The following is a 23,373-nucleotide window of genomic DNA, read 5'->3' as shown; positions in this document are numbered from 1 at the left end:
GTCACATGGGGCGGTTTCCGCCTCTCCTCAGCGCTGCTCGCGAACAGGGTGAAGATAGACGATGCGCATGCTTGGGTTGACTTCGATTCTCCTGGCGGCGGGGCTGGCATTCGCCGCACCCGTGGCCGCACAGGAGCCGCCCGCCGCGGTTCCAGCGGCAACCAGCGGTGCCGCGCCTGCGGCAGCCAATGACTCCACGGCTCCGGCTGCGGGCGACAACGCCGCTGCGCCGGTTGCCGACAATGCCGCCGCGCCTGCGGTCGCTGATCCCACGCTCGATGCGTCGGGCAAGCCGAAGACGGTGGCGCTGCCCCATATCGGCCAGCCCACGGCGGCTGCTTACGGGATCCAGCCGCAGGTCACGCCGAATGGGCGCAATGCCTTTTGGTTCCACAACTGGATCCTGATGCCGCTGATCACGCTCATCTCGATCTTCGTTCTGGCGCTGCTGATGTGGGTGGTTATCCGCTATCGCCGCGCCGCCAATCCGGTGCCGTCGAAGACCAGCCACAACACGATGATCGAAGTCGTCTGGACCCTGGTCCCGGTGTTGATCCTCGTCGCGATCGCCATCCCCTCGATCCGCCTGCTCGCCGCGCAGTTCAAGCCCGCGCCCAAGGAAGCGGTGACCCTGAAGGCAATCGGCAACCAGTGGTTCTGGTCGTACGAATATCCCGATCATGGCGGCATCCAGCTTACTGCCAACATGCTCAAGGAGCAGGCCGACGTTCCGGCCGGCACCCGCTACCGCACCGATGCGGACGGCCCGCGCATGCTCGCGACCGATACGCGCGTCGTGCTCCCGGTCGGCGTGCCGATCCGCCTGCTCGCGACTGCGCAGGATGTGATCCACAGCTGGGCAATGCCTGCCTTCTGGATGAAGCTCGACGCGGTTCCGGGCCGCATCAACGAGACCAGCTTCACCATCGAGAAGCCGGGCCTCTATTTCGGCCAGTGCTCCGAACTTTGCGGCGCGCGCCATGCCTATATGCCGATCGCAGTCGAGGCAGTGAGCCCCGAAGTGTTCGCGCAGTGGGTTGCGTCGAAGGGCGGCAAGATGCCCGCACCCGAAGGGGCGACCACCACCGGCGCTACCGAAGCGCTGGGCAACGAGGCCGATGTCGCCACCAACGTGACCGACGCAGGCCCGCTCACCAACGCCACTGCCGCACCGGCAGTCACCAACAAGCCCGCGACGCAGAATGCCCCGGGCCTCGGACAGACGGGCAATTAAGATGACCGATACCGCCATCGCAAACGGCCATGATCACGCGCATGCGCACGATGATCATCATGATGCCGATCACAAGCCGGGCTTCTTCGCCCGCTGGTTCATGTCGACGAATCACAAGGACATCGGCACGCTCTATCTGATCTTCGCGATCATCGCCGGAATCATCGGCGGCGGCATCTCGGGGCTGATGCGCGTCGAGCTCATGGAGCCCGGCATCCAGTATCTGCCCGATTGGCTGCGCACGCTGCATGGCGGCGGCACGTTCGACGAGGCGCTGCACTTCTGGAACGTGCTGATCACCGCGCACGGCCTGATCATGGTGTTCTTCATGGTCATGCCCGCGATGATCGGCGGCTTCGGAAACTGGTTCGTGCCGATCATGATCGGTGCGCCGGACATGGCCTTCCCGCGGATGAACAACATTTCGTTCTGGCTGCTGATCCCGGCCTTCGTTCTGCTGCTGGCATCGCCCTTCGTCAGCATCGGCGCGGGCACCGGCTGGACGGTCTATCCCCCGCTCTCGACCTATGGCGAGCCCGGGCCTTCGGTGGACATGGCGATCCTGTCGCTCCACTTGGCCGGCGCAAGCTCGATCCTGGGCGCGATCAACTTCATCACCACTATCTTCAACATGCGCGCGCCGGGGATGACCCTGCACAAGATGCCGCTGTTCGTATGGTCGGTGTTGATCACCGCGTTCCTGCTGCTGCTGGCGCTGCCGGTGCTGGCCGCTGCGATCACCATGCTGCTGACCGACCGCAATTTCGGCACCGCTTTCTACGATCCACAGTATGGCGGCGATCCGATCCTCTATCAGCACCTCTTCTGGTTCTTCGGGCATCCCGAGGTCTACATCATGATCCTGCCGGGCTTCGGCATGGTCAGCCAGATCGTCGCGACGTTCAGCCGCAAACCCGTCTTCGGCTATCTCGGCATGGCCTATGCCATGGTCGCGATCGGCGTGGTCGGCTTCATCGTCTGGGCGCACCACATGTTCACCACGGGCTTGTCGGTAAACGTGAAGATGTACTTCACCGCCGCGACGATGGTGATCGCCGTGCCCACCGGCGTGAAGATCTTCTCGTGGATCGCCACGATGTGGGGCGGCTCGCTGAGCTTCAAGACGCCAATGCTGTGGGCGCTGGGCTTCATCTTCATGTTCACGGTGGGCGGCGTCACCGGCGTCGTGCTCGCCAATGGCGGCGTGGACGATTACATGCACGATACCTATTATGTGGTCGCGCACTTCCACTACGTGCTCAGCCTCGGTGCCGTGTTCTCGCTCTTCGCGGGCTTCTATTACTGGTTCCCGAAAATGAGCGGCCGCATGTATAACGAGCTGCTCGGCCAGATTCATTTCTGGGTCTTCTTCATCGGCGTGAACATCCTGTTCTTCCCGATGCACTTCCTGGGCCTCCAGGGCATGCCGCGGCGCTACCCGGATTATCCGGACGCCTATGCCTATTGGAACCACATCGCGACGCTCGGCTATTTCATCATGATCGCCGGCATGGCGGTGTTCTTCTGGAACATCATCCAGTCGCTGCTGGCGGGCCGCAAGGCAGAGGGCAATCCGTGGGGCGAAGGCGCGACGACGCTCGAATGGACGCTGTCGAGCCCGCCGCCATTCCACCAGTTCGAGACGCTGCCGGTGATCGACAGCGACTCGCACCACTAAGCCGCAGCCGAGAGGCCGGACGGACAGGCGCCCCGGGGGAAACTCCGGGGCGCTTTTCTTTTGCAGCGAATGAGACAGAATGACGTCATTCCGCCGGTTGCGTCCGTCCGAAACGGATGCAATGGGAAGGCCAAGAGGCACGCGGCACCCCGCTTGAGCCTCGACCGGGGCGCCGGCTGACTCCCATCGCCGGCGCTCCGGTCTCCTGCCCCACGACTGCGACGCGCAAATATATGCCGCCGCGTGCCGATTGATCGGCTAGACCCTTCGCAACATTGGGGATCCGAATGCTGAAGCTTGCCGCCACGATTGCCCTGCTGCTCGCCACCATCGGTCAGCAGACCCCGGAGGCCGATCTGAGCGTCTATGCCAAGGCCCAGCGACTGGTGACGCTTGCCGACGGCCGCCGGATGAACGTGCATTGCACCGGAACCGGCGCGCCGACGGTGATCCTCGAAGGCGGCTGGACGACCAATACGATCTGGTGGCGTGACATTCAGCCACGGATTGCCGCCACCACCCGCGTGTGCAGCTATGACCGTGCCGGATACGGCTTCAGCGATGCGGGACCGCTGCCGCGAACCGCGGGCGCAATCGCCAGCGACCTCGAAGCCCTGCTCAAGGCGGCGCAAATTCGCGGCCCTTATGTGCTCGTCGCGCATTCGCTCGGCGGGCTCCCGGTCCGCATCTTCGCCGATCGCAACATAGGCAAGGTCAAGGGCGTGCTGCTTATCGATCCCAGCGCGCCGCATATGGTCGCGCGGATGGATGCCGCCAGCCCGGGCTATGCGGCGGAAATGTCGGGAATGGTCGACGCGGTCGGAATGTGCGCCGACGGAGTCGCGGGGGCACGCTCAAGGCCGACAACTCCGCCAGCCGCGCCTGTATCGACCCGCCGAGCAAGACGCTGCCCGCCGCGATCAACGATGCCCGGCGCGCGCAGCAACTCAGCCCGGGCTATCAGCGCAGTGCGGCCTCCGAGCTGCGCAGCATCGAATTGTCCTCGAATGAAGTCGATGCCAGCCGCCGCTCCTGGGGAGCGATGCCCCTGATCGTGCTGACGGCGGGCAAATCCAACGAGAACCCGGATCTCGCAAAGGACAAGCAGGCCGGGCTCGATGCGGAATGGTGGGCGCTGCACGAGGAAGCCGCCAAGCTCTCGTCGCGCGGTGAGCATCGGCTGGTGCCCGCCTCTTCGCACTTCATTCCCAAGGACAATCCCGACCTTGTCGTCGCGGCGATCGAGGAACTGATCCGCGCGGCGCGCCGAACGCGATAGACTCCCCTTCCGTCTCGCGGCGCAGCCTCCTATAGCGCAGCCGAGTCATGAACAGCGCAACCGCCTCTTCCGCCGCCCTTCCCGCCGATTGGCGCGACCTGCTCGCTTTGACCAAGCCGCGCGTGATGGTGCTGGTGGTGTTCACGGCGCTGTGCGGCATGCTCGCGGCGCCCGTGCCGATCCACCCGGTGCTCGGCTTCACGGCGATTCTGTGCATCACGCTGGGGGCCGGTGCTGCCGGTGCGCTCAACCAATGGTATGAGAGCGATATCGACGCCAAGATGAAGCGCACCGCCAAGCGGCCGCTTCCGGACGGGCGGATGACGCGGCAATCGGCGCTGCATTTCGGCGTCGGCCTTGCCTGCTTCAGCCTCATCCTGATGTATTTCGCGATCAACCTGACCGCGACTGTGATCCTTGCCGCGTCGATCCTGTTCTACGTCTTCATCTACACGATCTGGCTCAAGCGCCGGACGCCGCAGAATATCGTGATCGGCGGCGCCGCCGGCGCCTTCCCCCCGATGATCGGCTGGGCAGCCGCGACGGGTGACATCACGCTGCTGCCGGTTCTGCTCTTCCTCATGATCTTCCTGTGGACCCCGCCGCATTTCTGGGCGCTCGCGCTGTTCGTGAAGACCGATTACGCCAATGCCGGCGTGCCGATGCTCCCCGTCGTCTCGGGCGAGCGGACGACGCGCACCCAGATCGGGCTCTACACGCTGCCGATGGTGGCCGCGGCGATCCTGCCCTGGCCGCTGGGGCTGCTGGGCAACATTTATGGGGTGGCGGCGCTGGTGCTCAATGCCGTCTTCCTCGCGCTCGCCGTCCGCGTTGCGATGCGGACCTCGGCACCGGACGATTCGTTCAAGCCCGAGCGGCAGCTGTTCAAATATTCGATCTTCTATCTCTTCCTCATTTTCGGCGCCGTGGTTGCCGACAGGTGGTTTGCATGACCGACGACCAGACCGATCTGATCCGTGCCCGCCAGCGCTCGCGCGCGCGGCTGATGGCAGTTTTGCTCGGCGCGTTCGTGGTGCTGGTGTTCGCGATTTCGATCGTGAAGATAAAGATGGGCTTCGCCGGATGATCAGCCGCAATCTTCGCACGGCCATCCTCGCCGGCATCGGCGTCTGCTCGATGACCGGGCTCGGCTTCGCGTCGGTGCCGCTTTACCGAATGTTCTGCGAAGTGACCGGGCTCAACGGCACCACCCAGCGCGGCGAACGCGCGCCGGGCACAACCGGCCAGAAGATCACCGTCGCCTTCGACAGCAATGTCGGCAAGAACATGCCCTGGAAGTTCGCGCCCGAGCGCCGCGCCGACGCGATCGATATCGGCGGGCGCGACATGGCGTTCTTCACGGCCACCAACACTTCCGACAAGCCGATCACCGGCACCGCCACGTTCAACGTGACGCCGGTGGTGGCCGGCAAATATTTCACCAAGATCCAGTGCTTCTGCTTCACCGAGCAGACGCTCGATCCCGGCCAGACGGTCCGCATGCCGGTGATCTTCTATGTCGATCCGGCAATTCTGAACGATCCCGACACCAGGGACGTTCAGGAAATCACGCTCTCCTACACGTTTTATCCGGTGGATTCCGGCAAAACCGCGAGCTAGAGCACGCTCGAATAAGGGTAACAGGGAACGCTTCGATGGCCGGTGCCAAGAACCACGATTATCATATCCTGCCGCCCAGCGCCTGGCCGCTGTTCGGTTCGATGTCCGCGCTCGTGCTCGCGGCAGGGGGCATCATGTGGATGCACTCGGTGCCCTCGGCCAGCTTGGTGTTCTTCGCCGGCGTCGCGGCAGTGGCGATCACTTTCTTCGGCTGGTGGGGCCAGGTCATCCAGGAAGCGCATGCCGGCGATCACACGCCCGTCGTGCAGCTCCATCTGCGCTACGGCATGATCCTGTTCATCGCCTCCGAAGTCATGTTCTTCGTCGGCTGGTTCTGGGCGTGGTTCGATTTCGCCCTCTTCCCCTCGGCTGTGGACGCAGTCGGCGGGGTCTGGCCTCCCAAGGGCATGGAAGTGCTCGATGCGTGGAAGCTGCCGCTGCTCAACACGATGATCCTGCTTTGCTCGGGCTGCACCATCACTTGGTCGCACCATGCGCTGCTTCACAACCAGCGCGGCGGCGCGATGAAGGGCCTTTGGGGCCTGCTCGGCGTCGGCGAGAATGACGGCGTCAAGAAGGGCCTGTGGCTGACGATCATCCTCGGCATGCTGTTCACGTCAATCCAGGCGTATGAGTATATGGAGGCCCCCTTCCCCTTCAAGGCGGCGAGCGAGGGCGGCAGCAGCTATGGCGGCGCCTTCTTCATGGCGACTGGTTTCCACGGTTTCCACGTGCTGGTCGGCACGATCTTCCTGATCGTGAACCTGGTGCGCGTCTATAAGGGCCACTTTACGCCGCGGCAGCATTTCGGCTTCGAAGCCGCCGCCTGGTATTGGCACTTCGTCGACGTGGTGTGGCTGTTCCTGTTCGCGTCGATCTATGTCTGGGGCGGCTGGGGCGCTGCGGTGCACGGCTAAGTGCCCAACGACCGGCCAAGTGAAATGGGGGGAGGCAGCGCAGGCTCGCCTCCCCCTGTTGCATCCGGCAGAGCCGGATTGCGGATACCGCGCTTCCCTTTGATCCCGACTGCGATCGTCGTCCTCGCCATCGCGGCGATGATCGGGCTCGGCGTGTGGCAACTAGCAGTGCGGCTTCCGCAGAAGGAGGCATTGCTCGCGCAGCTAACCGGCAATCCAGCCAAGCCCCCGATCGCCTTTCCCAAATTCCCCGACGACACGATGCTGTTCCGCCAGGCGAGCGGCTTCTGTCTCAAGCCGGTATCGAGCCAGCTGACCGGCGCGGGCAATGCCGGCTTCCGCTTCATCGTCGACTGCCGCACCGGCGGTCTCGAGGGCCCGGGGATGCTCGTCCAGCTCGGCACCACGCGCGATCCGATGGCCAAGCCGGTATGGAAGGGCGGACCGGTCAAAGGCCGCATCAGTCACGCGCCCGACAGCCGCTCGATGCTCGCAAGCCTGTTCGACCGCACGCCCAAGCGGCTGATGCTGATCGCCGACACCCCCGCGCCCGGCCTCACCGCCAATGGCACGCCCGAGCTTTCGAGCGTGCCGAACAACCATCTGGCTTATGGCGTGCAATGGTTCCTGTTCGCGCTTGTCGCGGCGGTGATCTATGTGCTGGCGCTGGTATGGCGCGAGAAGAAGGCTGCGAGCTGACTAGCCGCGGTTGATGCGATACGGTCCGGCGCGCTCCGCAAGCCGCACGCCCTTCCAGCTGAGATGCACCAGCCCCTCATCGACAAGCCCATCGACCACGGCATGGACCAAAGGCATTGCGTCTCGCCATTCGCGGGCCACCGCACGCGCCACTTCGCTGGGGCAGACCGTTGCCCCCGGCGCGCGGCCCGCAACCAACGCCAGCGCCGCTTCGCGCACAATCTGCGGGTCGATCGTCACGGTAACTGAACGCGCGAGTGAGCCTTCCGACCAAGGCGCCCCCTCCTTGAGCGAGAGGTGGCTAAAGTTCCGCTTCCTTGCTCCGCTGGCGTGGCGCCGCTAACCGCAGACCATGCGCTATCACAGCACCCGAGGCACTGCGCCGCATCTGGGCTTTCGCGAAGTCACCCTGGCCGGGCTGGCAAGCGATGGCGGACTTTACGTGCCCGACAGCTGGCCGAGCTTCACGCCCGAGCAGATCGCCGGGCTCAAGGGCCTCTCTTATGTCGAGACGGCAGTGCGCGTGATGCTGCCCTTCGTCGAGGGCGATCTCGGCGAGGCCGAGCTGCGCGAGCTTTGCACGCAAGCCTATGGCCGGTTCAGTCATGCCGCGGTGACGCCGCTGGTCCAGCTGGACGAACGCCATTTCCTGCTGGAGCTGTTTCACGGGCCGACGATGGCGTTCAAGGACGTCGCGCTTCAGTTGCTCGGGCTGCTGTTCGAGAAATTCCTGAGCGGGACCGGCGACAACCTCACCATCGTCGGCGCGACTTCGGGGGACACCGGCTCGGCTGCGATCGATGCAGTCGCCGGGCGGCATGGCATCCAGATCTTCATGCTCCATCCCAAGGGCCGCGTCTCGGACGTCCAGCGCCGCCAGATGACCACTGTCCTCTCGCCCAACGTCCACAACATCGCCATCGAAGGCAGCTTCGACGATGCGCAGGCGCTGGTGAAGGCGATGTTCAACGATGCCGACTTTGGGGCACTCTTCCAGGTCACGGCGGTCAATTCGATCAACTGGGCGCGGCTGATGGCGCAGGTCGTCTATTATTTCTACGCCGCCGTCCGCCTCGGCGCGCCCGACCGACCGGTCGCCTTCTCGGTTCCGACGGGCAATTTCGGCGACGTCTTTGCAGGCTATGTCGCGGCCAAGATGGGACTGCCGATCGCGAAGCTGATTGTGGCGACCAACGTCAACGACATCCTCCACCGCGCGCTTTCCTCGGGCGATTACTCGGCAGGCATGGTCACGCCGACCGCGGCGCCGAGCATGGACATCCAGGTCAGCTCCAATTTCGAGCGGCTGCTGTTCGATCTTGCGGGCGGCAGCGTTGGCGAGCAGATGGCGGGCTTCGAGGCCAGCAAGGCGATGCGACTCAGCAATGCCCAGCAGCAGGGCGCAGCTTCCTTGTTCGCGAGTGATCGGATCGAGCCCGGCGAAATGAACGAGGCGATGCGCTGGGCCTCGTCCGAGGCCGGACAAGTCATCGATCCGCACTCGGCGATCGGCCTCGCCGCCGCGCGCCGCGCCGATCTGCCTGCCGATGTGCCCGTGGTGACGTTGGCGACCGCGCATCCCGCCAAGTTCGCCGATGCCGTCGAGCGCGCCACCGGGATCCGGCCTTCGGTGCCCTCGCGCGTCGGCGACCTGTTCGACCGGCAGGAGCGTTACGACGTGCTGCCCGCGACCTTCGAAGCCGTCACGGCCTATATCGCGGAGCGCGCGACGCCGCGGGAAGCGGCACGCGCATGAAGCTCGTCACGCTCACCGGCGAGCCCTGGGCCGATTACGGGCTGATCGACAGCGGGCACGGCCGCAAGCTCGAGCGCTATGGGGACTATCGCTTCATCCGCCCCGAGCCCCAGGCGATGTGGGCGCCGGCCTCCGAGGAATGGGATGCGCATGGCGAGTTCCTCCCCGCTCCCGACGATGAGGGCGGCGGGCGATGGCATTATACCAAGCCGAGCCCGCGCGAAGGCTGGCCGCTTTCATGGCAGGAAGTGACCTTCACTGCGCAGACCACACCCTTCCGCCATCTCGGCTTCTTCCCCGACATGGCGCCGGTGTGGAGCTGGATGCGCGAACGACTCGCGGACAAACCCGAGCCCGAAGTGATGAACCTGTTCGGCTATACCGGGGTCGGCACGCTGGCGATGGCGGCCAAGGGCGCGCGGATGACGCATGTCGATGCGTCGAAGAAGTCGGTCGCCGAAGGCAAGGCCAATGCCGAATTGTCGGGAATGGCCGACAAGCCGATCCGGTGGATGATCGACGATGCGGGCAAGTTCACTGCGCGCGAAGTACGGCGCGGGCGGCGCTATGACGGGATCATCCTCGATCCGCCCAAATGGGGCCGCGGGCCCAATGGCGAAGTGTGGAAGCTCGAAGAGGGGCTGCCGGGGCTGATCGCCGATTGCCGCGCCTTGCTCGACGCCGAGTCGCGCTTCCTGTTCCTCACCGTCTATGCGGTGCGCATGTCAGCGCTGGCGATCGGAGAGCTGGTCCGCCAGCATTTCGCCGATCTGGGCGGGACAGTCGAAGCGGGGGAACTGACGGTGCGCGAGGAAGCCCGCGGGCTGGAACTGCCGACCGCGATCTTCGCGCGGTGGAGCCGCGTCGAAGATTAGCTAAGAAGCCAAAAATACAACCCCACTATCCTTCAAATACTTTGCTTGATAAATCTCCCTTGGGGAATTGGGGAAGCGACAGTCAATGGTAGGATTTTTTAAGCGCGTATTGGTTGCAAACGCCCGAGAGCTTCGTCGTGCTGAAAACCAGAAGCGTCGCTACGAACAATTTGAGGCAAGCGATGAAAGACCTATCCCATCCAGTGTTCTTGACTTGCTTCACAGGACAAAAATTCTCTATCGTTTCTGGTGGTTGACGCATTATTTTATCGGACTTTCGGGCGTCATCGCCGGCGCGCTGCTCACTGCGATATCGGCTCCGAATCTGACAGGTAGCAAGTCGGCAATTTACGTCTTCTCCGTCAATCTTGCCGATTATTCATGGTTGATCGGTATAATCGCCGCCGTGACGACCAGCCTAGTTACTTTTCTAGGACCGCTGCATAAGGCGGAGCGATACTGGTCTGCGTATCATGTGCTCGAACAGGCCTGCCTCGAATATCGCGTCAAGGATCCGGACCCTAAACTCGCCAAATTGATGAAGCGAGTGATGCAAGTCCGAAAAATCCTGCAGGTTATCGATACCGACGGCCGGCTGGCTGAAGACATCATTTCGAATAAGCCCGAAAAGGCTTAGCTCCGTCCCATCCGCATCGCCGCCCCCGCGACGAAGGGGCAGCCGGCGACCAGCAACAGGCTGAATGCGCCGAGCAGCTTGAGCGCGCCCGGCTGATCGGCGGTCGCGCCGAAGATGAGCAGCGGGACGGCGAAGGGAAGCATCACCAGCCCTGCCAGCGCCCCTGCGCCGCGCAGGCCGGCGACGAGACCCGCGGTGGCGATGCCCAATGCGGCGAGGCCGGGGGTGCCGATTGCGAGCGCAGTCAGGATCGGGACGAGCGCGTCGCCGGGCAGGCGGAGCAAAGCGGCAGCGATCACCGTCGCCAGCAGCAAGGCGGGTGCGAAGCCGAGCCAGTGGCCGGCCATCTTCGCAGTGGCGACTGCGGTGTCCGACAGACCGCGCGCGGCGAACTGATCGAGCACACCGTTTTCCGCATCGGGCGCGATCAGTCGTTCGATGGGGAGCAGCGCGGCGAGGAGCGCGGCGGTCCAGATCACGCCTGCGCCGACGCGCGCGAGAAGCTTGCCGTCGGGGCCGATCGCGAAGGGGAACAGGATCGCGACGAGGAGGAAGAAGGCGATCGGCAGGACGAGCCCGCCGCTGCTCCACGCCCTGCGAACCTCGCGCCAGGCGATGGAGGCAAGTGGGCTCACAGCCGCAGCTCCTGTGCATCTGGCAGCGCGATGGGCAGATGGGTCGCGACCAAGGCGATGCCGCCATCGCCGCGGTGGCGCGCGATGAGTGCTTCAAGGATGCGGACCGAGGCGTCGTCGAGGCCATTGGCAGGCTCATCGAGCAGCCAGACCGGCGCACCGCTGACAACGACGCGGGCGAGTGCTGCGCGGCGGCGCTGGCCGGTGGAGAGCAGGCGTACCGGCACCGCATCGAGGTCTGCGAGGTTCACTGCCTGAAGCGCTTCGGCCACTCCGTTTCGCCGGTCGATCCGCGCCCAGAAGCGCAGCGCTGCGCCGAGGCTCAGCTCGGCATCGAGCGCGGCAGCTTCGGTGAGCAAGGCCCGCGCGCCGTCCCCCTCGACCTTGCCCGATACCGGCGCGAGCAGCCCCGCCGCGACGCGGATGAGGCTCGATTTGCCTACGCCATTCGGGCCGGTGACCAACGCCGCCTCGCCGGGCGCCAGCGCAAAGCGCTGCCCCTCGAACAGCAGCCGCCCGCCCCGCGCGCACGCCACATCGCGAAAGGCCAGGCTGCTCACTCGGCGCCGTCCTCCAGCGCGTGCATGTCGTCGTCAGACAAGCCGAAATGGTGCCCGACTTCGTGGACCACGACATGGGTGATCAGCGCATCGAGCGAGACGCCAGTCGAGCACCATTCGTCGAGCAGAGGCCGCCGGTAGAGATGGATGCGATCGGGCAGCGCGCCGCTCTCGAACGCGGATTTCTCGCCGATCGGGCGGCCATGATAGAGGCCGGTCAAGTCGAACGGGTCCTCGATCCCCATTGCGTCAAGCGTCTCGTCATCGGCGAATTCCTCGACGATCAGCACCACATCGGCGAGGTGGCTGGCGAACGGCTCGGGAATGCGCGCGAGCGCTTCGCGGGCCATCGCCTCGATCGTGGCGGCGTCGGGGGCTTGCCGGGTCATGGCGAGCGGCATAGGCGGTTGCGGCAAGCTACGGCAAGGAGAGGGTGATGGTAACGCGGCTGACCGAAGGACTCCGGTCCGAATCGCTGGCGTCGCTGCCCGGCTGGACGCACGATCCCGAGCGCGATGCGATCACGCGGCGCTTCACCTTCAAGGACTTCAACGAGGCGTTTGGCTTCATGACGCGCGTGGCGCTGATTGCCGAGAAGGCCGATCACCACCCCGAATGGTCGAACGTGTGGAACCGCATCGACATATTGCTGACCACGCACGATGCCGACGGGCTCTCGATCCGCGATATCCAGGTGGCGCAGGCGATCGACGCGCTTATTTGAACTGCTTGCCCGCCAGCTTGCGCAGCGTTCCAGGCATCCAGCGCGCCATGAACCACAAGCGGTGCGCGGTCTTGCCAATGCGAGTGTGGACCTGCTTGCGGCTCTCCAAAATGCCCCACACCGTCCTGGCGACTTCCTCGACCGGTGTGATCTCCAGCCCCGCGCCGCGGACCGATTCGCGGACGCTGCGGTTGGATTCCGGAGTGACGTGATTGAGCAGAGGCGTCTCGATGAAGCTTGGCATCAGCGATCCGACAAAGATGCCGTCGCGTCCCCATTCGGCGTTGAGCGACTCGGCGAAACCGCGCATCGCGAACTTGCCCGCGCAATAGACCGACATGCCGGCATTGCCCGAAATCCCCGCCGCCGAGCTGGTGACGATCATCGCCGAACCCGGCGTGGCCTTGAGCAGTGCCCGCGCAGCCTGCGCGCCATAGACCATGCCGTTGATATTGATCGAAAGCCCGCGATCGACATCCTCGTCGCTCATCGTCTCGAGCTCGCCCCCGACCGCAATGCCGGCATTGTTGAACAGGAAATCGAGCCGCCCGCCGCTGGCCTGGCCGAACTCGGCGAGCGCCGCACGCCACTGGCCGCGATCGCGCACGTCCATCACATGCGTCGTCGCCATCCCCGCAGGCAGCATTTTTTGGGTCGCCTCGAGCCCCGCCGCGTTGATGTCCGCAAGACCAACGCGCCAGCCGCGCGCTGCCAGATCCTTGGCAACCGCCTGGCCGATGCCCGACGCGCCGCCGGTGATGAATGCCGCCTTGGTGCCCATCGGCCCCTCCCCCTCTTTGACCTTTGCGCGATCATCCCGCACAAATCGCAGCGATGCCAGAGCAAAGCCGCAACGTTACCTTCAAAAATGTCAGCAAGACATTCACCGGCGTGACCGCGGCCGACAATGTCTCGCTGGAAATCGCCGCCGGCAGCTTCGTCGCGCTGGTCGGCACCTCGGGATCGGGCAAGTCGACTCTGCTCAAGACGGTCAATCGGCTGATCGAGCCGAGCAGCGGCGAAGTGCGGATCGGCGGCGCGCTGGTCCATGCCGAGCCCGCGCATCTGCTGCGGCGGCGGATCGGCTATGTGTTTCAGAATGTCGGGCTGTTCCCGCACATGAATGTCGCCGAGAACATCGCGATCGGGCTCAGGCTGGCGGGCGAGCGCGAGACTGCGGCGCGGGTGGCCGAATTGCTGGCGCTGGTCGAGCTGCCCGCGGAGATGGCGGCGCGGATGCCCGATGCGCTTTCGGGTGGGCAGCGCCAGCGGGTCGGGGTGGCGCGGGCGCTGGCCTGCTCGCCAGGGATATTGCTGATGGACGAGCCCTTCGGTGCGCTCGATCCGGTGACTCGCGCCGGGCTCGGCAAGGCGATCCGGGCACTGCACGAGCGGCTGGGGCTCACCACGATCCTGGTGACACACGACATGGCCGAGGCACTGCTGCTCGCCGATCGCGTGCTGGTGATGCAGGCCGGGCGGATCGTCGCCGATGCCACGCCGGCCCAGCTGCTGGCGGGCAAGGGCGGCGCGGCGGCCGACGCGTTGCTCGCAGTCCCGCGCGAACAGGCCGAACGGATCGCTCAATTGGAGCGCGCATGACCCCTTTCCGACAGACCATAACCGCCCAGCCCGAGGACATCGATATCCTGGGGCACGTCAACAATGCCGTATGGGTGAAATGGATTCAGGATGTAGCGGTGGCGCACTGGGACGCGCTTGCCTCCGAGGCGGACCGCGAGGCCTATTTCTGGGTGATCACCCGGCACGAAATCGATTATCGCGGCAATGTCTCCGACGGCGAGACAGTCACCGCCGAAACCTGGGTGCAGGAGCCGCCGCGCGGCGCGCGCTTCGACCGCTACATGAAATTCACCGGGGCCGACGGCAAGGTCCGGGTCGAGGCCAAATCGACCTGGGCGATCATCGATCGCGCATCGGGCAGGCTGGCGCGCGTACCCAAGCATCTGGCCGAGCTGTTTCTCGGCTGAGTTACCGCGAATCTTCCCAATGTTCGCACTGACCATGGGGGTCTGGGCGAGGCGAAAAATAGCAATTTCAAAGAGCGGCCGACAGCGCCGACCGACTCACCCGAGCAGGCGAAATCCTACATTGCAAGCATTCTAGTTCTTGAGCCGATAGCCCGTGCGGAAGATGGCGACGATCAGCGCCAGGCAGATCGCGAGGAATGCGCCGGTAAAGCCCAGGCTCCACCAGATATCCACGTCGCCGGCCCCGAAGAAGCTCCAGCGGAAGCCGCTGACCAGATAGACCACCGGATTGAACAGCGAAATCGTCCGCCACGGCTCGGGCAGCATGTCGATCGAATAGAAGGCGCCGCCGAGGAAAGTGAGCGGCGTGACCAGCAGCGCCGGCACGATATTGAGTTGCTCGAAGCCATTGGCCCAGATGCCGATGATGAAGCCGAACATGCTGAAAGTAACCGAGGTCAGCAGCAGGAAGGCGAACATCGCCAGCGGGTGATCGACGCGTAGCGGCACGAAGAAGGCGGAGGTGGCGAGGATGATCAGCCCGATCACGATCGACTTGGTCGCCGCTGCGCCGACATAGCCGACGACCATCTCGACCGCGGAGATCGGCGCCGAGAGCAATTCGAAAATCGTGCCGGTGAATTTGGGGAAATAGATGCCGATCGAGGCATTGGCGATGCTCTGGGTCAGCAGCGAGAGCATGATCAGCCCGGGCACCAGGAAGCTGCCATAATTTACGTCGCCGATCGTATCGATCCGGCTGCCGATCGCGCCGCCGAAGACGATGAAATAGAGCGAGGTGGTGATCACCGGGGTGACGATCGACTGCCACAAAGTGCGCAAGGTGCGCGCCATCTCGAACCTGTAGATCGCCCAGATGCCGTGGAGATTGAACCCGGTCATGCTGCCACTTCCTTGTGCTCGACCAGATCGACGAAGATGTCCTCAAGGCTCGATTTGCTGGTGTCGAGATCCTTGAAGCCGATGCCGAGATCGGAAAGCTTACGCAGCAGCGAGGGGATGCCGGTGCGCTCGGCCTGCGCATCGAACACGTAACGCAGGCGATGGCCTTCATCCTCGAGCGTCAGATGCCAATCGCCGAGCTCGGCCGGAACTGTCGTCATCGGCTCGACCAGCGAAATGTCCATCTCGCGCTTGCCGAGCTTTTTCATCAGTTCGGTCTTGTTCTCGACCAAAAGCAACTGCCCCTTGTTGATGACGCCCACCCGGTCGGCCATTTCCTCGGCCTCCTCGATATAGTGCGTAGTGAGGATGATCGTGACGCCGCGCTCGCGCAGGCCGCCGATCATCTTCCACATGTCGCGGCGGAGCGACACATCGACGCCGGCAGTGGGCTCGTCGAGGAACAGGATGTCGGGTTCGTGACTCAATGCCTTGGCGATCATCACGCGGCGCTTCATGCCGCCGGACAACTCCATGATCTTGGTGTCGCGCTTGTCCCACAGCGACAGATCCTTGAGCAATTGATCGAGATGCGCCTGGTTGGGCGCCTTGCCGAACAGTCCGCGCGAGAAGCGCAAGGTCGAGCCGACGGTGGAGAACATGTCGACGGCGATTTCCTGCGGAACGAGGCCGATGCGGCTGCGCGCTTCGCGGGCGGAGCGGATCGCGTCATGGCCGTCGACCAGGATCGTGCCCGAACTCGGGGTGACAATGCCGCAGATGATCGAAATCAACGTGGTCTTGCCCGCGCCATTGGGTCCGAGCAGCGCGAAGATCTCGCCGCGGCGGATGTCGAGATCGACAAGATCGAGGGCCTTGTGACCCGATTTATAGGTCTTGCTGACCTGGGAGACCGACAGGATGGATGACATGGAGCCCCCGGAACGAAACGGACCCGTTACGTAGGGGGCCACATGGGTCCGGACAAGCGCTCACATCCGTCATTCCCGCGAAAGCGGGGACCCAGGATGATAGAGGGACTCGCTCCTGGCTCTGGGTCCCCGCTTTCGCGGGGGTGACGATTACTTGCCACCCCTGGCCGCAGCCACCGCTTCCGCCAGGCCGGCATAATCCTTGGCGCCGTAGACCAATTGCCCGCCGATCACCCAGCTCGGCGTGCCGGTCATCGCCAGCTTCTGGCCGAGCGTATGGTTGCCCTTGATCTCCGCGGCCACCGCCTGCGAATCTATGGACTTCTTGGCCGCGCCGGTATCGAGCCCTGCCTTGGCAGCGGCGGCGGCGATGGTCTGGTCGCTCGGCGAGCCTTCGGCATAGAGCGCATTGTGGAAGGCGAGGAACTTACCCTGCTCGGCGGCGGCGAGCGCCCAGCGCGCCGCGATGATGCTTTCGGGGCCGAGCACGGGGAATTCGCGATAGACGACGCGGACGTTGGGGTCCTTGGCGATCAGCTCCTCGATCGCGGGTAGGCTGGCGCGGCAATAGCCGCAGGCATAGTCCATGAAGGCAACCACGGTGACGTCGCCCTTGGGGTTGCCTGCCCAGGCCAAGGCATAGGGTTTCTGGACCGCGGCAAGCGCGCCAGGCACTGCCTTTTGCGCATCGCGCTCCGCCTGCTCAGCCTTGGCCGCTTCGCCCGCGCGCAATTTATCGATCGCCTCGGGAATGATCTCGGGATGGGCGAGGATATAACCGCGCACGATGCGCTCGATCTCGGCGCGCTTGCCCAGGCCCGGCAGCATGAACTGGATCAGGGCGAAGATCGCCGCGCCGAGCAGCGCGGAGAGGATGAAGGCGCCGGCCAGCGCCAGCGGGTTGCGCGTCAGTTTCTCGATCATTGCAGCTGGCGTTTCTTGCGCTTTTCCTCGTCCACTGTCGTCTGCGACACCATCATGATGTCCTGCGCGCGGATCCAGTCCGACGAGCCCTGGGTGAGGCCCGACATCGCGGCGCGGGCGCTCATCAGCGCGACGCGGGCGTCGCCCATCAGATGCGCACGCTCGGCAGTAGCGAGCGCGGTGCGCGGCTCGTCGCCCTTGCGCTCATAGACGGTGCCGAGATTGAACCAGGCAAAAGGATTGTCGCGGTCGCGCGCCACTGCCTGGCGGAGAATCGTCTCGGCCTCGGCCAAGTTGGTCTTGTCCTCGGTCGCAAGCAAAGCATGGCCAAAGGTCGTCGCGATCAGCGGCTGATTGTGCGAGCGCTCGGTGGCTTCGCGAAGCGGCGCCAGCGCCTCGCGCGGCTTGCCCGATTCGAGCAGGATCTGGCCCTCAAGCTCGAGGAAATAGGGATCGTCGGGCGCGCCCTTCACCAGTGCTATGGTCTCCGCGGCGGCCTGCTCGGGATAGCCCGATTTGTGATAGGCATAGGCGCGGGCATAATGACCGGCGATCGATTGGTCGCTCTTGGGATAGCGGCGCAGCGTCACTTCGGGCTCGTTGGTATAGCCGCGCAGCTTCGCCTGGACGCGCTTGAAGCGGGCTTCGAGCGCGGCATCGAGCGGCTTGTTCCAGCCCGGCGCGTTCTGGAGATCGTCCTTGAGATTCTCGACGCGATCCGCCGACATCGGGTGCGTCTGGCTGAACGGATCGACTTCGGGATTGCTGGTGTAATAGCCGTAGCGATGCATTTCGGCGGTGAGCTTGTTGAAGAAGCTCAGCATGCCCTTGCCGGTGATCCCGGCGCTGTTGAGGTATCGCGAGCCCGCGGCATCGGCGGAGCTTTCCTGGACTCGGCTGAAGGCGAGATATTTTCCGATCGCAGCGCGCTGGCCCATCATCAGGATGCCGGTGCCGGCCTCGGGCGAGCCCGCCGCCATCGCCGCGGCGCCGAGCAACAGGCTGAGGATCGAAATGGTGCCATAGCCGCCATCATTGTTGAACACGGCGTGCCCGCCGATGATGTGGCCGATCTCGTGCGCGATCACGCCCTGGACTTCGTTGGCGGTGTCGGCGGCGTCGAGCAGCCCGGTATGGACATAGACGATCTGCCCGCCGGCGACGAAGGCGTTGATGCTCTTGTCGCCGATCAGCACGACCTTGGCATTTTTGGGCGAGAGGCCGGCGGCTTCGAACAGCGGCCGCGCCATATCGTTGAGCAGCGCTTCGGTCTCGGCATCGCGGAGCACGCTCTGCGCCACCGCAGGGCTTGCCGCGAAGCAGGAGAGGCAGATCAGGGCCAGCAATGTGGCGAAGCGCTTCATGCGCGGCATCATCGTCTGAAACTCCCTGGGCGGCAATTCTTTCGGCGCGCCGCCATGAACGCGGAGTGAAGCGGGCCCGCGGCATGCACCGCGGGCCCGTTCAGGTCAGGCGCCGAAGGTGCGATTCCACCAGCCGCCGCGGCGCGGGGCTGCCGGCTCGGCTTCGCCTTCGGCCGCTTCGCTCGTTACGGGCTCGGCTTCGGTTTCGGCTTCAGGCGCATCGGCGATTACCGGCGCGGCCTTGCGGCGGGTGCGCTTGGGCTTTTCGGCCGGAGCTTCGGGAGCCGCTTCTGCCGGTGTCTCGGCGGCAGGCGCCTCGGCAGCTGCAGCTTCGGCGGCCGGCGCTTCGGCATCGGCCTTTTTGCGGCGCGTGCGCTTGGGCTTCTCGGCAGGCTCGGGCGCTGCTTCCGCTTCGGCCGGAGCCTCGGCGACAGGTGCCTCGGCAGGCGCTTCGGCATCGGCCTTCTTGCGGCGGGTGCGCTTGGGCTTCTCCGCCGGCGCTTCCTCGACGACGGGCTCGGCCATTTCGGCGACGTCGCTGGCGGGGCCCTCTGCCTCGTCTTCGCCTTCGCTCACCGCGCCCTGGGCACCGCCCTCCGCACGATCGCCACGGCGACCACCGCGACGGCCGCGACGGCGGCGCTTGCGATTGGCCTCGCTCTCGCCTTCGCGCTGCTCGTCATGGCCTTCGCTCTCGCGCGGTTCGCCGGCCTCGGACTCGTCGCCCTCGGTCTCGTTCTCGCCTTCGCGCTGCTCGCCCGATTCGGAGCCTCCTTCCTCACGATCGCGGCGGCCACGGCCACGGCGACGACGGCGGCGCTTGCCGCGGCCTTCGCCCCCATCGTCCCTGGCTTCGCGCTCGCGGCTCTCACGGCCTTCGCGGGGCTCGCGCGAACGCGGCGCCTCTTCGGCCTCGTCCTCTTCTTCCTCGTCAATCTCCTCGACATAATCGTCTTCGGGCTCTTCGATGAGCTTCTCGAAGCGCGGGGCATGCGCCGGCGGCGGGCCTGAGGCCTCGACCGTCATCCGCGCGCCTTCGACTTCGCCTTCGGGAATGATCTCGACGGCCACGCCATAGCGGTCCTCGATCTCGGCAATGTCGGCGCGCTTGCGGTTGAGCACATAGACTGCGGCTTCCTGGCTGGCGCGGAGCGTGATCAGCGAGCCGCGGCCGCGGGCGGCCTCGTCCTCGATCAGGCGCAGTGCCGAGAGACCGGCCGACGAAGCGGTGCGGACCAGGCCGGTGCCTTCGCAATGCGGGCAGGAGCGCGTCGATGCTTCGAGCACGCCGGTGCGCAGCCGCTGGCGGCTCATTTCCATCAGGCCGAATGCCGAGATGCGTCCGACCTGGATGCGGGCGCGATCGTTCTTGAGCGCCTCCTTCATCGCCTTCTCGACCTTACGGACATTGGACGAGTGATCCATGTCGATAAAGTCGATCACGACGAGCCCGGCCATGTCGCGCAGCCGCAGCTGGCGGGCGATTTCGTGCGCGGCCTCGAGGTTGGTGGCGGTCGCGGTCTGCTCGATCGAATGCTCGCGGGTCGAACGCCCCGAGTTGATGTCGATCGAAACCAGCGCCTCGGTCGGGTTGATGACCAGATAGCCGCCGGATTTCAGCTGCACCACCGGGTGGTACATGGCGGACAATTGCTCCTCGACCCCGGCGCGCTGAAACAGCGGCACCGCATCGGCATATTGCTTCACCTTGCGGGCATGGCTGGGCATTAGGAGCTTCATGAACTCCCGGGCTTGGCGATAGCCGTCTTCGCCCTCGACGATGACCTCGTCGATATCCTTATTGTAGATGTCGCGGATCGCGCGCTTCATCAGGTCGCTATCGCCATAGACGAGCGCCGGCGCGGAGGATTTGAGCGTCTCCTCGCGGATTCCGTCCCACAGCCTTGCCAGATAATCGAAGTCGCGCTTGATCTCGACCTTGGTGCGCTGGAGGCCGGCGGTGCGGACGATGCAGCCCATGGTCGGCGGCAGCTTCAAGTCGGACATGATGCCCTTGAGGCGCTTGCGATCCGCGGCCGAGCTGATCTTGCGCGAAATGCCGCCGCCATGCGCGGTGTTCGGCATCAGCACGCAGTAACGGCCGGCGAGCGATAGATAGGTGGTCAGCGCCGCGCCCTTATTGCCGCGCTCTTCCTTGACGACCTGAACCAGCAGCACCTGACGGCGGCGGATCACGTCCTGAATCTTGTAGCGGCGGCGCAGATTCATGCGCTTGTTGCGCAGCTCGTCGGCAGCGCTCTCGCCACGGCCACCGCCGCGCTTGCCGCCACGGCCACGCCCGCGACCGCGGCCGCGATCGTCGCCGCCTTCGGATGCTTCGCTCGACCCTTCATCATCAGAAGCATCGGCTTCGTCGTGATCATGGTCGTGGTCGTCGTGATCGTGGTCTTCGTCCTCGTCGTCGAGCGGACGCTCGAGGACCTCTACGCCGTCATCGCCCTCATGGGCGTAATCGTCGCCATCTTCCTCGGCGCGCAGAGCGGCTTCCTCGGCGGCGTGCTCAGCCTCTTCGCGAAGCAGTGCCTCGCGATCCTCTTTGGGGATCTGGTAATAATCCGGGTGGATTTCGCTGAAGGCCAGGAAGCCGTGACGATTGCCTCCATAATCGATGAACGCCGCCTGGAGCGACGGTTCGACGCGGGTAACCTTGGCTAGATAGATATTGCCTTTGAGCTGCTTGCGCTCGGCGGACTCGAAGTCAAACTCCTCGATCCGGTTCCCTTTGACGACAGCCACTCGGGTTTCCTCCCGGTGGCGTGCGTCGATCAGCATACGCATGGTCATTGAATATTCTCCGGGCGCGCCGGCCTGGATCCCTGAAGGCAAGTGATTCCCTAAGGGGATAGGGCGCGAGCGCGCGATGCAAATTGCGGCCTGGGCCGGACGATCCGGCTGCGGTCTCGCAGGTTTCGAAAGATGCTGCTGCCGCAATGGCACGCGCGGACCGGCGGTCCGCGAGCTCCGCAACCGTCCCGCGCCGGGCCGACAAGGCCCTGGCGATCAGACGGTGGGGAAAGTGCCTCATGCGAGCGTCAACCTGAACTGCCGCGGCTTGTGCGCCGCGTGACGGAATCCGGCGCAAAACCGGAAACATTGGGCTGACTAGCACCCCCCGCGCCACGCGGCAACCATCGTGCGCGAGATCGGACCGGATGCGTAAGAAACGGCAATAAACTGCAGGCTTGCCGGCAAAAATATGCCGAATCGAATTTTAACCGCGTCGCTTCACCGCGGCGGAAGGGGCTTAGGGCTAGTCGGAAGGCGTCAGGCAGCTTTTCAGCCGAGTAACAACATTGATGCTTTTGAACTGGACCCCCCGCCAGTCCTCGCGGCATATCCGCCACGTGTTTTTCCTGCTCGCTCTCCTCGCCGGTTGGTTGACCGGCGTGCCTAGTTGGGCCGGCGTGGTGCAGGAAGTGCGCGTGCAGGGCGATCGCGTCGTCGTGAAGTTCGACACGCCGGTCACGCAGGCAAGCGCCTTCGTGCTCGCCGGGCCGCAACGCATCGCACTCGACATAAAGGGCGCCGAGCCCGGCCGCAATGCGCAGGCCGGGGGCTTGATCACCCAGATCCGCCAGGGATCGCAGGGTGCCGAGGGCGCACGCGTCGTGTTCGATCTCGCCCGCCCCGCAATCGTCACCGAGGGCGTGTTCGGGCGCGACGGGCGGACGCTCACGCTGCAGCTGCGCACTGTCGACGACGCCCGCTTCGCCCGCGCCGCCGCCGAGCGGCGGATGAGCTTCCTCCCGCCCTTCACCTATCTCCAGCCTTCCAGCCGCCACCCCTATAGCGAATCGATCTCGCTGCCGCGCCGCGCGCCGGCGGCGGCGCTGCCGCGAATCTATGGCGATCCGACGCGCCCGCTTGTGGTGATCGATGCCGGTCATGGCGGGCACGATCCCGGTGCGATCGGCGCGAACGGGCTGCGCGAAAAGGACCTGACGCTCAGAAGCGCGCTGGCGATCCGCGACGCATTGCTCGCCTCGGGCCGGGTCCGCGTCGCGATGACCCGCGAGGACGATCGCTTCCTTGTGCTCCAGGAGCGCTACGGGCTCGCTCGCAAGCTGAAGGCCGATCTGTTCATCTCGGTGCATTGCGATAGCGCCGGCAATCCGAGCGCGACGGGCGCCACGGTCTACACGCTCTCCGAAGTCGCTTCCGACAAGGAAGCGGCACGGCTGGCGGCGCGCGAGAACAAGGCCGACATCATCGCCGGCGTCGATCTCGGCGCGACCAATCCGGACATTTCGTCGATCCTGATCGACTTGACGCAGCGTGAGACAATGAACGCCTCCGCCAGCTTCGCCCGCCTGCTCGGCCGCGAGGCGCAGCCGCTGATTCCAATCAAGGAGAATTACCACCGCATGGCATCGCTGATGGTGCTCAAGGCGCCCGACATGCCTTCGGTGCTGTTCGAGACCGGCTATATCTCCAATTCGAGCGATGCTGCGTTCATCGCGTCGAGCGACGGCCAGAAGCGGATCGCGCAGACTGTGCGCAAGGCGGTGGAGATCCATTTCGCGACGCGGATGGCTTCGCGTTAGTTTGTTTGGCCTCAAGCGCCGGCGTGCGCATCCGCGCACTTGGCTACGCCAATAAGGCGCGACGGCCGTTCGGCCTTGCG

25 protein-coding genes and 1 pseudogene are annotated in these 23,373 nt (G+C 65.0%); 16 read left to right on the top strand and 10 right to left on the bottom strand.

From position 1 onward, the window contains the following. Positions 1-67: 67 nt before the first annotated feature. From coxB to ACZZZM_RS05065, 9 genes are all read left to right on the top strand, one after another. Positions 68-1,234, top strand: coding sequence for a cytochrome c oxidase subunit II (coxB, locus tag ACZZZM_RS05105; protein ID WP_463594031.1), 1,167 nt, complete (start codon positions 68-70; stop codon positions 1,232-1,234). Position 1,235: 1 nt separating this feature from the next. After that, positions 1,236-2,912, top strand: coding sequence for a cytochrome c oxidase subunit I (gene ctaD, locus ACZZZM_RS05100; protein ID WP_463594030.1), 1,677 nt, complete (start codon positions 1,236-1,238; stop codon positions 2,910-2,912). Positions 2,913-3,199: 287 nt separating this feature from the next. Beyond that, positions 3,200-3,964 carry an alpha/beta fold hydrolase gene (locus ACZZZM_RS05095; protein WP_463594029.1) on the top strand — a complete coding sequence of 255 codons (765 nt, stop codon included), beginning with the start codon at positions 3,200-3,202 and terminating at the stop codon, positions 3,962-3,964. Beyond that, complete coding sequence (locus tag ACZZZM_RS05090) at positions 3,955-4,191, top strand: hypothetical protein (protein ID WP_463594028.1); 237 nt, start codon at positions 3,955-3,957, stop codon at positions 4,189-4,191. Before ACZZZM_RS05095 ends, ACZZZM_RS05090 begins: the two co-directional genes overlap by 10 nt. A 47-nt stretch (positions 4,192-4,238) precedes the next feature. After that, complete coding sequence (locus ACZZZM_RS05085) at positions 4,239-5,144, top strand: heme o synthase (protein ID WP_463594027.1); 906 nt, start codon at positions 4,239-4,241, stop codon at positions 5,142-5,144. Further along, positions 5,141-5,278, top strand: a complete 138-nt coding sequence (locus tag ACZZZM_RS05080) for a hypothetical protein (protein WP_463594026.1) — start codon at positions 5,141-5,143, stop codon at positions 5,276-5,278. Before ACZZZM_RS05085 ends, ACZZZM_RS05080 begins: the two co-directional genes overlap by 4 nt. Beyond that, positions 5,275-5,811, top strand: a complete 537-nt coding sequence (locus ACZZZM_RS05075) for a cytochrome c oxidase assembly protein (protein WP_463594025.1) — start codon at positions 5,275-5,277, stop codon at positions 5,809-5,811. The genes ACZZZM_RS05080 and ACZZZM_RS05075 overlap by 4 nt, the downstream gene beginning before the upstream one ends. A gap of 35 nt (positions 5,812-5,846) precedes the next feature. After that, positions 5,847-6,728: a cytochrome c oxidase subunit 3 gene (locus ACZZZM_RS05070; RefSeq protein WP_463594024.1), complete on the top strand. Its 882-nt coding sequence runs from the start codon at positions 5,847-5,849 to the stop codon at positions 6,726-6,728. Positions 6,729-6,812: 84 nt separating this feature from the next. After that, positions 6,813-7,427, top strand: a complete 615-nt coding sequence (locus ACZZZM_RS05065) for an SURF1 family cytochrome oxidase biogenesis protein (protein ID WP_463596377.1) — start codon at positions 6,813-6,815, stop codon at positions 7,425-7,427. Here the strand turns inward: ACZZZM_RS05065 and ACZZZM_RS05060 are convergent, their stop codons facing one another. Then, positions 7,428-7,667, bottom strand: coding sequence for a DUF3253 domain-containing protein (locus ACZZZM_RS05060; protein ID WP_463594023.1), 240 nt, complete (start codon positions 7,665-7,667; stop codon positions 7,428-7,430). It abuts the gene before it with no gap. A gap of 112 nt (positions 7,668-7,779) precedes the next feature. Here ACZZZM_RS05060 and thrC point away from each other — a divergent pair, with 112 nt between their 5' ends. The 3 genes from thrC (at position 7,780) to ACZZZM_RS05045 (ending at position 10,695) form a co-directional block, all read left to right on the top strand. Then, the gene (gene thrC / locus ACZZZM_RS05055; RefSeq protein WP_463594022.1) at positions 7,780-9,183 is read left to right on the top strand and encodes a threonine synthase; all 1,404 of its coding nucleotides are present in this window, start codon (positions 7,780-7,782) and stop codon (positions 9,181-9,183) included. After that, the gene (locus ACZZZM_RS05050; protein ID WP_463594021.1) at positions 9,180-10,058 is read left to right on the top strand and encodes a class I SAM-dependent methyltransferase; all 879 of its coding nucleotides are present in this window, start codon (positions 9,180-9,182) and stop codon (positions 10,056-10,058) included. Before thrC ends, ACZZZM_RS05050 begins: the two co-directional genes overlap by 4 nt. Positions 10,059-10,143: 85 nt before the next feature. Next, entirely contained in the window at positions 10,144-10,695 is a 552-nt protein-coding gene (locus ACZZZM_RS05045; RefSeq protein ID WP_463594020.1) for a hypothetical protein, read from the top strand. Here ACZZZM_RS05045 and ACZZZM_RS05040 read toward each other — a convergent pair. Genes ACZZZM_RS05040 through ACZZZM_RS05030 form a run of 3 tightly spaced genes read right to left on the bottom strand, consistent with a single transcriptional unit; the run spans position 10,692 to position 12,279 of the window. Then, a complete protein-coding gene (locus ACZZZM_RS05040) occupies positions 10,692-11,330 on the bottom strand; it encodes a heme exporter protein CcmB (protein WP_463594019.1) in 639 nt (212 codons plus the stop codon). The two genes, ACZZZM_RS05045 and ACZZZM_RS05040, sit on opposite strands and share 4 nt — an antisense overlap. After that, entirely contained in the window at positions 11,327-11,890 is a 564-nt protein-coding gene (ccmA, locus tag ACZZZM_RS05035; RefSeq protein ID WP_463594018.1) for a heme ABC exporter ATP-binding protein CcmA, read from the bottom strand. Before ccmA ends, ACZZZM_RS05040 begins: the two co-directional genes overlap by 4 nt. Further along, a complete protein-coding gene (locus ACZZZM_RS05030; protein WP_463594017.1) occupies positions 11,887-12,279 on the bottom strand; it encodes a metallopeptidase family protein in 393 nt (130 codons plus the stop codon). Before ACZZZM_RS05030 ends, ccmA begins: the two co-directional genes overlap by 4 nt. 20 nt (positions 12,280-12,299) lie before the next feature. Between ACZZZM_RS05030 and ACZZZM_RS05025 the strand changes: the two are divergent. Next, positions 12,300-12,614: pseudogene (locus tag ACZZZM_RS05025) on the top strand (4a-hydroxytetrahydrobiopterin dehydratase); the annotation flags it as partial. On the opposite strand, the gene ACZZZM_RS05020 reads toward ACZZZM_RS05025, so the two are convergent. Beyond that, positions 12,607-13,395 carry an SDR family oxidoreductase gene (locus tag ACZZZM_RS05020; RefSeq protein ID WP_463594016.1) on the bottom strand — a complete coding sequence of 263 codons (789 nt, stop codon included), beginning with the start codon at positions 13,393-13,395 and terminating at the stop codon, positions 12,607-12,609. The pseudogene ACZZZM_RS05025 and the gene ACZZZM_RS05020 overlap by 8 nt on opposite strands. Positions 13,396-13,448: 53 nt before the next feature. Here ACZZZM_RS05020 and ACZZZM_RS05015 point away from each other — a divergent pair, with 53 nt between their 5' ends. Together ACZZZM_RS05015 and ACZZZM_RS05010 are read left to right on the top strand one after the other, a co-directional pair. Then, positions 13,449-14,216, top strand: a complete 768-nt coding sequence (locus tag ACZZZM_RS05015; RefSeq protein WP_463594015.1) for an ATP-binding cassette domain-containing protein — start codon at positions 13,449-13,451, stop codon at positions 14,214-14,216. Beyond that, positions 14,213-14,605 carry an acyl-CoA thioesterase gene (locus tag ACZZZM_RS05010; RefSeq protein WP_463594014.1) on the top strand — a complete coding sequence of 131 codons (393 nt, stop codon included), beginning with the start codon at positions 14,213-14,215 and terminating at the stop codon, positions 14,603-14,605. The genes ACZZZM_RS05015 and ACZZZM_RS05010 overlap by 4 nt, the downstream gene beginning before the upstream one ends. Before the next feature lie 132 nt (positions 14,606-14,737). Here the strand turns inward: ACZZZM_RS05010 and ACZZZM_RS05005 are convergent, their stop codons facing one another. From ACZZZM_RS05005 to ACZZZM_RS04985, 5 genes are all read right to left on the bottom strand, one after another. Further along, the gene (locus ACZZZM_RS05005; protein WP_463594013.1) at positions 14,738-15,508 is read right to left on the bottom strand and encodes an ABC transporter permease; all 771 of its coding nucleotides are present in this window, start codon (positions 15,506-15,508) and stop codon (positions 14,738-14,740) included. Next, positions 15,505-16,440, bottom strand: coding sequence for an ABC transporter ATP-binding protein (locus ACZZZM_RS05000; RefSeq protein ID WP_463594012.1), 936 nt, complete (start codon positions 16,438-16,440; stop codon positions 15,505-15,507). The genes ACZZZM_RS05005 and ACZZZM_RS05000 overlap by 4 nt, the downstream gene beginning before the upstream one ends. A 150-nt stretch (positions 16,441-16,590) precedes the next feature. Next, entirely contained in the window at positions 16,591-17,364 is a 774-nt protein-coding gene (locus ACZZZM_RS04995) for a DsbA family protein (protein ID WP_463594011.1), read from the bottom strand. Further along, positions 17,361-18,728, bottom strand: coding sequence for a M48 family metalloprotease (locus tag ACZZZM_RS04990; RefSeq protein ID WP_463594010.1), 1,368 nt, complete (start codon positions 18,726-18,728; stop codon positions 17,361-17,363). The genes ACZZZM_RS04995 and ACZZZM_RS04990 overlap by 4 nt, the downstream gene beginning before the upstream one ends. Before the next feature lie 105 nt (positions 18,729-18,833). Then, the gene (locus ACZZZM_RS04985; protein WP_463594009.1) at positions 18,834-21,533 is read right to left on the bottom strand and encodes an Rne/Rng family ribonuclease; all 2,700 of its coding nucleotides are present in this window, start codon (positions 21,531-21,533) and stop codon (positions 18,834-18,836) included. 512 nt (positions 21,534-22,045) lie between these two features. On the opposite strand from ACZZZM_RS04985, the gene ACZZZM_RS04980 reads away from it, so the two are divergent. Further along, on the top strand, positions 22,046-23,293 hold the full coding sequence (locus ACZZZM_RS04980) for an N-acetylmuramoyl-L-alanine amidase (RefSeq protein ID WP_463594008.1): 1,248 nt from the start codon (positions 22,046-22,048) through the stop codon (positions 23,291-23,293). The last annotated feature ends 80 nt before the right edge of the window (positions 23,294-23,373 follow it).

It is taken from the genome of Sphingomonas sp. AC522 (assembly GCF_979258125.1).
The sequence above is the reverse complement of the archived record's forward strand: the minus strand, read 5'-3'. Positions and strand labels throughout refer to the sequence as shown.

What these genes read in the sequence shown, in the direction of transcription:
- coxB (WP_463594031.1), top strand. Translation starts at nt 68, where the DNA reads ATGCTTGGGTTGACTTCGATTCTCCTGGCGGCGGGGCTGGCATTCGCC.
- ctaD (WP_463594030.1), top strand. Translation starts at nt 1,236, where the DNA reads ATGACCGATACCGCCATCGCAAACGGCCATGATCACGCGCATGCGCAC.
- ACZZZM_RS05095 (WP_463594029.1), top strand. Translation starts at nt 3,200, where the DNA reads ATGCTGAAGCTTGCCGCCACGATTGCCCTGCTGCTCGCCACCATCGGT.
- ACZZZM_RS05090 (WP_463594028.1), top strand. Translation starts at nt 3,955, where the DNA reads ATGCCCCTGATCGTGCTGACGGCGGGCAAATCCAACGAGAACCCGGAT.
- ACZZZM_RS05085 (WP_463594027.1), top strand. Translation starts at nt 4,239, where the DNA reads ATGAACAGCGCAACCGCCTCTTCCGCCGCCCTTCCCGCCGATTGGCGC.
- ACZZZM_RS05080 (WP_463594026.1), top strand. Translation starts at nt 5,141, where the DNA reads ATGACCGACGACCAGACCGATCTGATCCGTGCCCGCCAGCGCTCGCGC.
- ACZZZM_RS05075 (WP_463594025.1), top strand. Translation starts at nt 5,275, where the DNA reads ATGATCAGCCGCAATCTTCGCACGGCCATCCTCGCCGGCATCGGCGTC.
- ACZZZM_RS05070 (WP_463594024.1), top strand. Translation starts at nt 5,847, where the DNA reads ATGGCCGGTGCCAAGAACCACGATTATCATATCCTGCCGCCCAGCGCC.
- thrC (WP_463594022.1), top strand. Translation starts at nt 7,780, where the DNA reads ATGCGCTATCACAGCACCCGAGGCACTGCGCCGCATCTGGGCTTTCGC.
- ACZZZM_RS05050 (WP_463594021.1), top strand. Translation starts at nt 9,180, where the DNA reads ATGAAGCTCGTCACGCTCACCGGCGAGCCCTGGGCCGATTACGGGCTG.
- ACZZZM_RS05045 (WP_463594020.1), top strand. Translation starts at nt 10,144, where the DNA reads ATGGTAGGATTTTTTAAGCGCGTATTGGTTGCAAACGCCCGAGAGCTT.
- ACZZZM_RS05030 (WP_463594017.1), bottom strand. Translation starts at nt 12,279, where the DNA reads ATGACCCGGCAAGCCCCCGACGCCGCCACGATCGAGGCGATGGCCCGC.
- ACZZZM_RS05020 (WP_463594016.1), bottom strand. Translation starts at nt 13,395, where the DNA reads ATGGGCACCAAGGCGGCATTCATCACCGGCGGCGCGTCGGGCATCGGC.
- ACZZZM_RS05015 (WP_463594015.1), top strand. Translation starts at nt 13,449, where the DNA reads ATGCCAGAGCAAAGCCGCAACGTTACCTTCAAAAATGTCAGCAAGACA.
- ACZZZM_RS05010 (WP_463594014.1), top strand. Translation starts at nt 14,213, where the DNA reads ATGACCCCTTTCCGACAGACCATAACCGCCCAGCCCGAGGACATCGAT.
- ACZZZM_RS05005 (WP_463594013.1), bottom strand. Translation starts at nt 15,508, where the DNA reads ATGACCGGGTTCAATCTCCACGGCATCTGGGCGATCTACAGGTTCGAG.
- ACZZZM_RS05000 (WP_463594012.1), bottom strand. Translation starts at nt 16,440, where the DNA reads ATGTCATCCATCCTGTCGGTCTCCCAGGTCAGCAAGACCTATAAATCG.
- ACZZZM_RS04995 (WP_463594011.1), bottom strand. Translation starts at nt 17,364, where the DNA reads ATGATCGAGAAACTGACGCGCAACCCGCTGGCGCTGGCCGGCGCCTTC.
- ACZZZM_RS04990 (WP_463594010.1), bottom strand. Translation starts at nt 18,728, where the DNA reads ATGAAGCGCTTCGCCACATTGCTGGCCCTGATCTGCCTCTCCTGCTTC.
- ACZZZM_RS04985 (WP_463594009.1), bottom strand. Translation starts at nt 21,533, where the DNA reads ATGACCATGCGTATGCTGATCGACGCACGCCACCGGGAGGAAACCCGA.
- ACZZZM_RS04980 (WP_463594008.1), top strand. Translation starts at nt 22,046, where the DNA reads ATGCTTTTGAACTGGACCCCCCGCCAGTCCTCGCGGCATATCCGCCAC.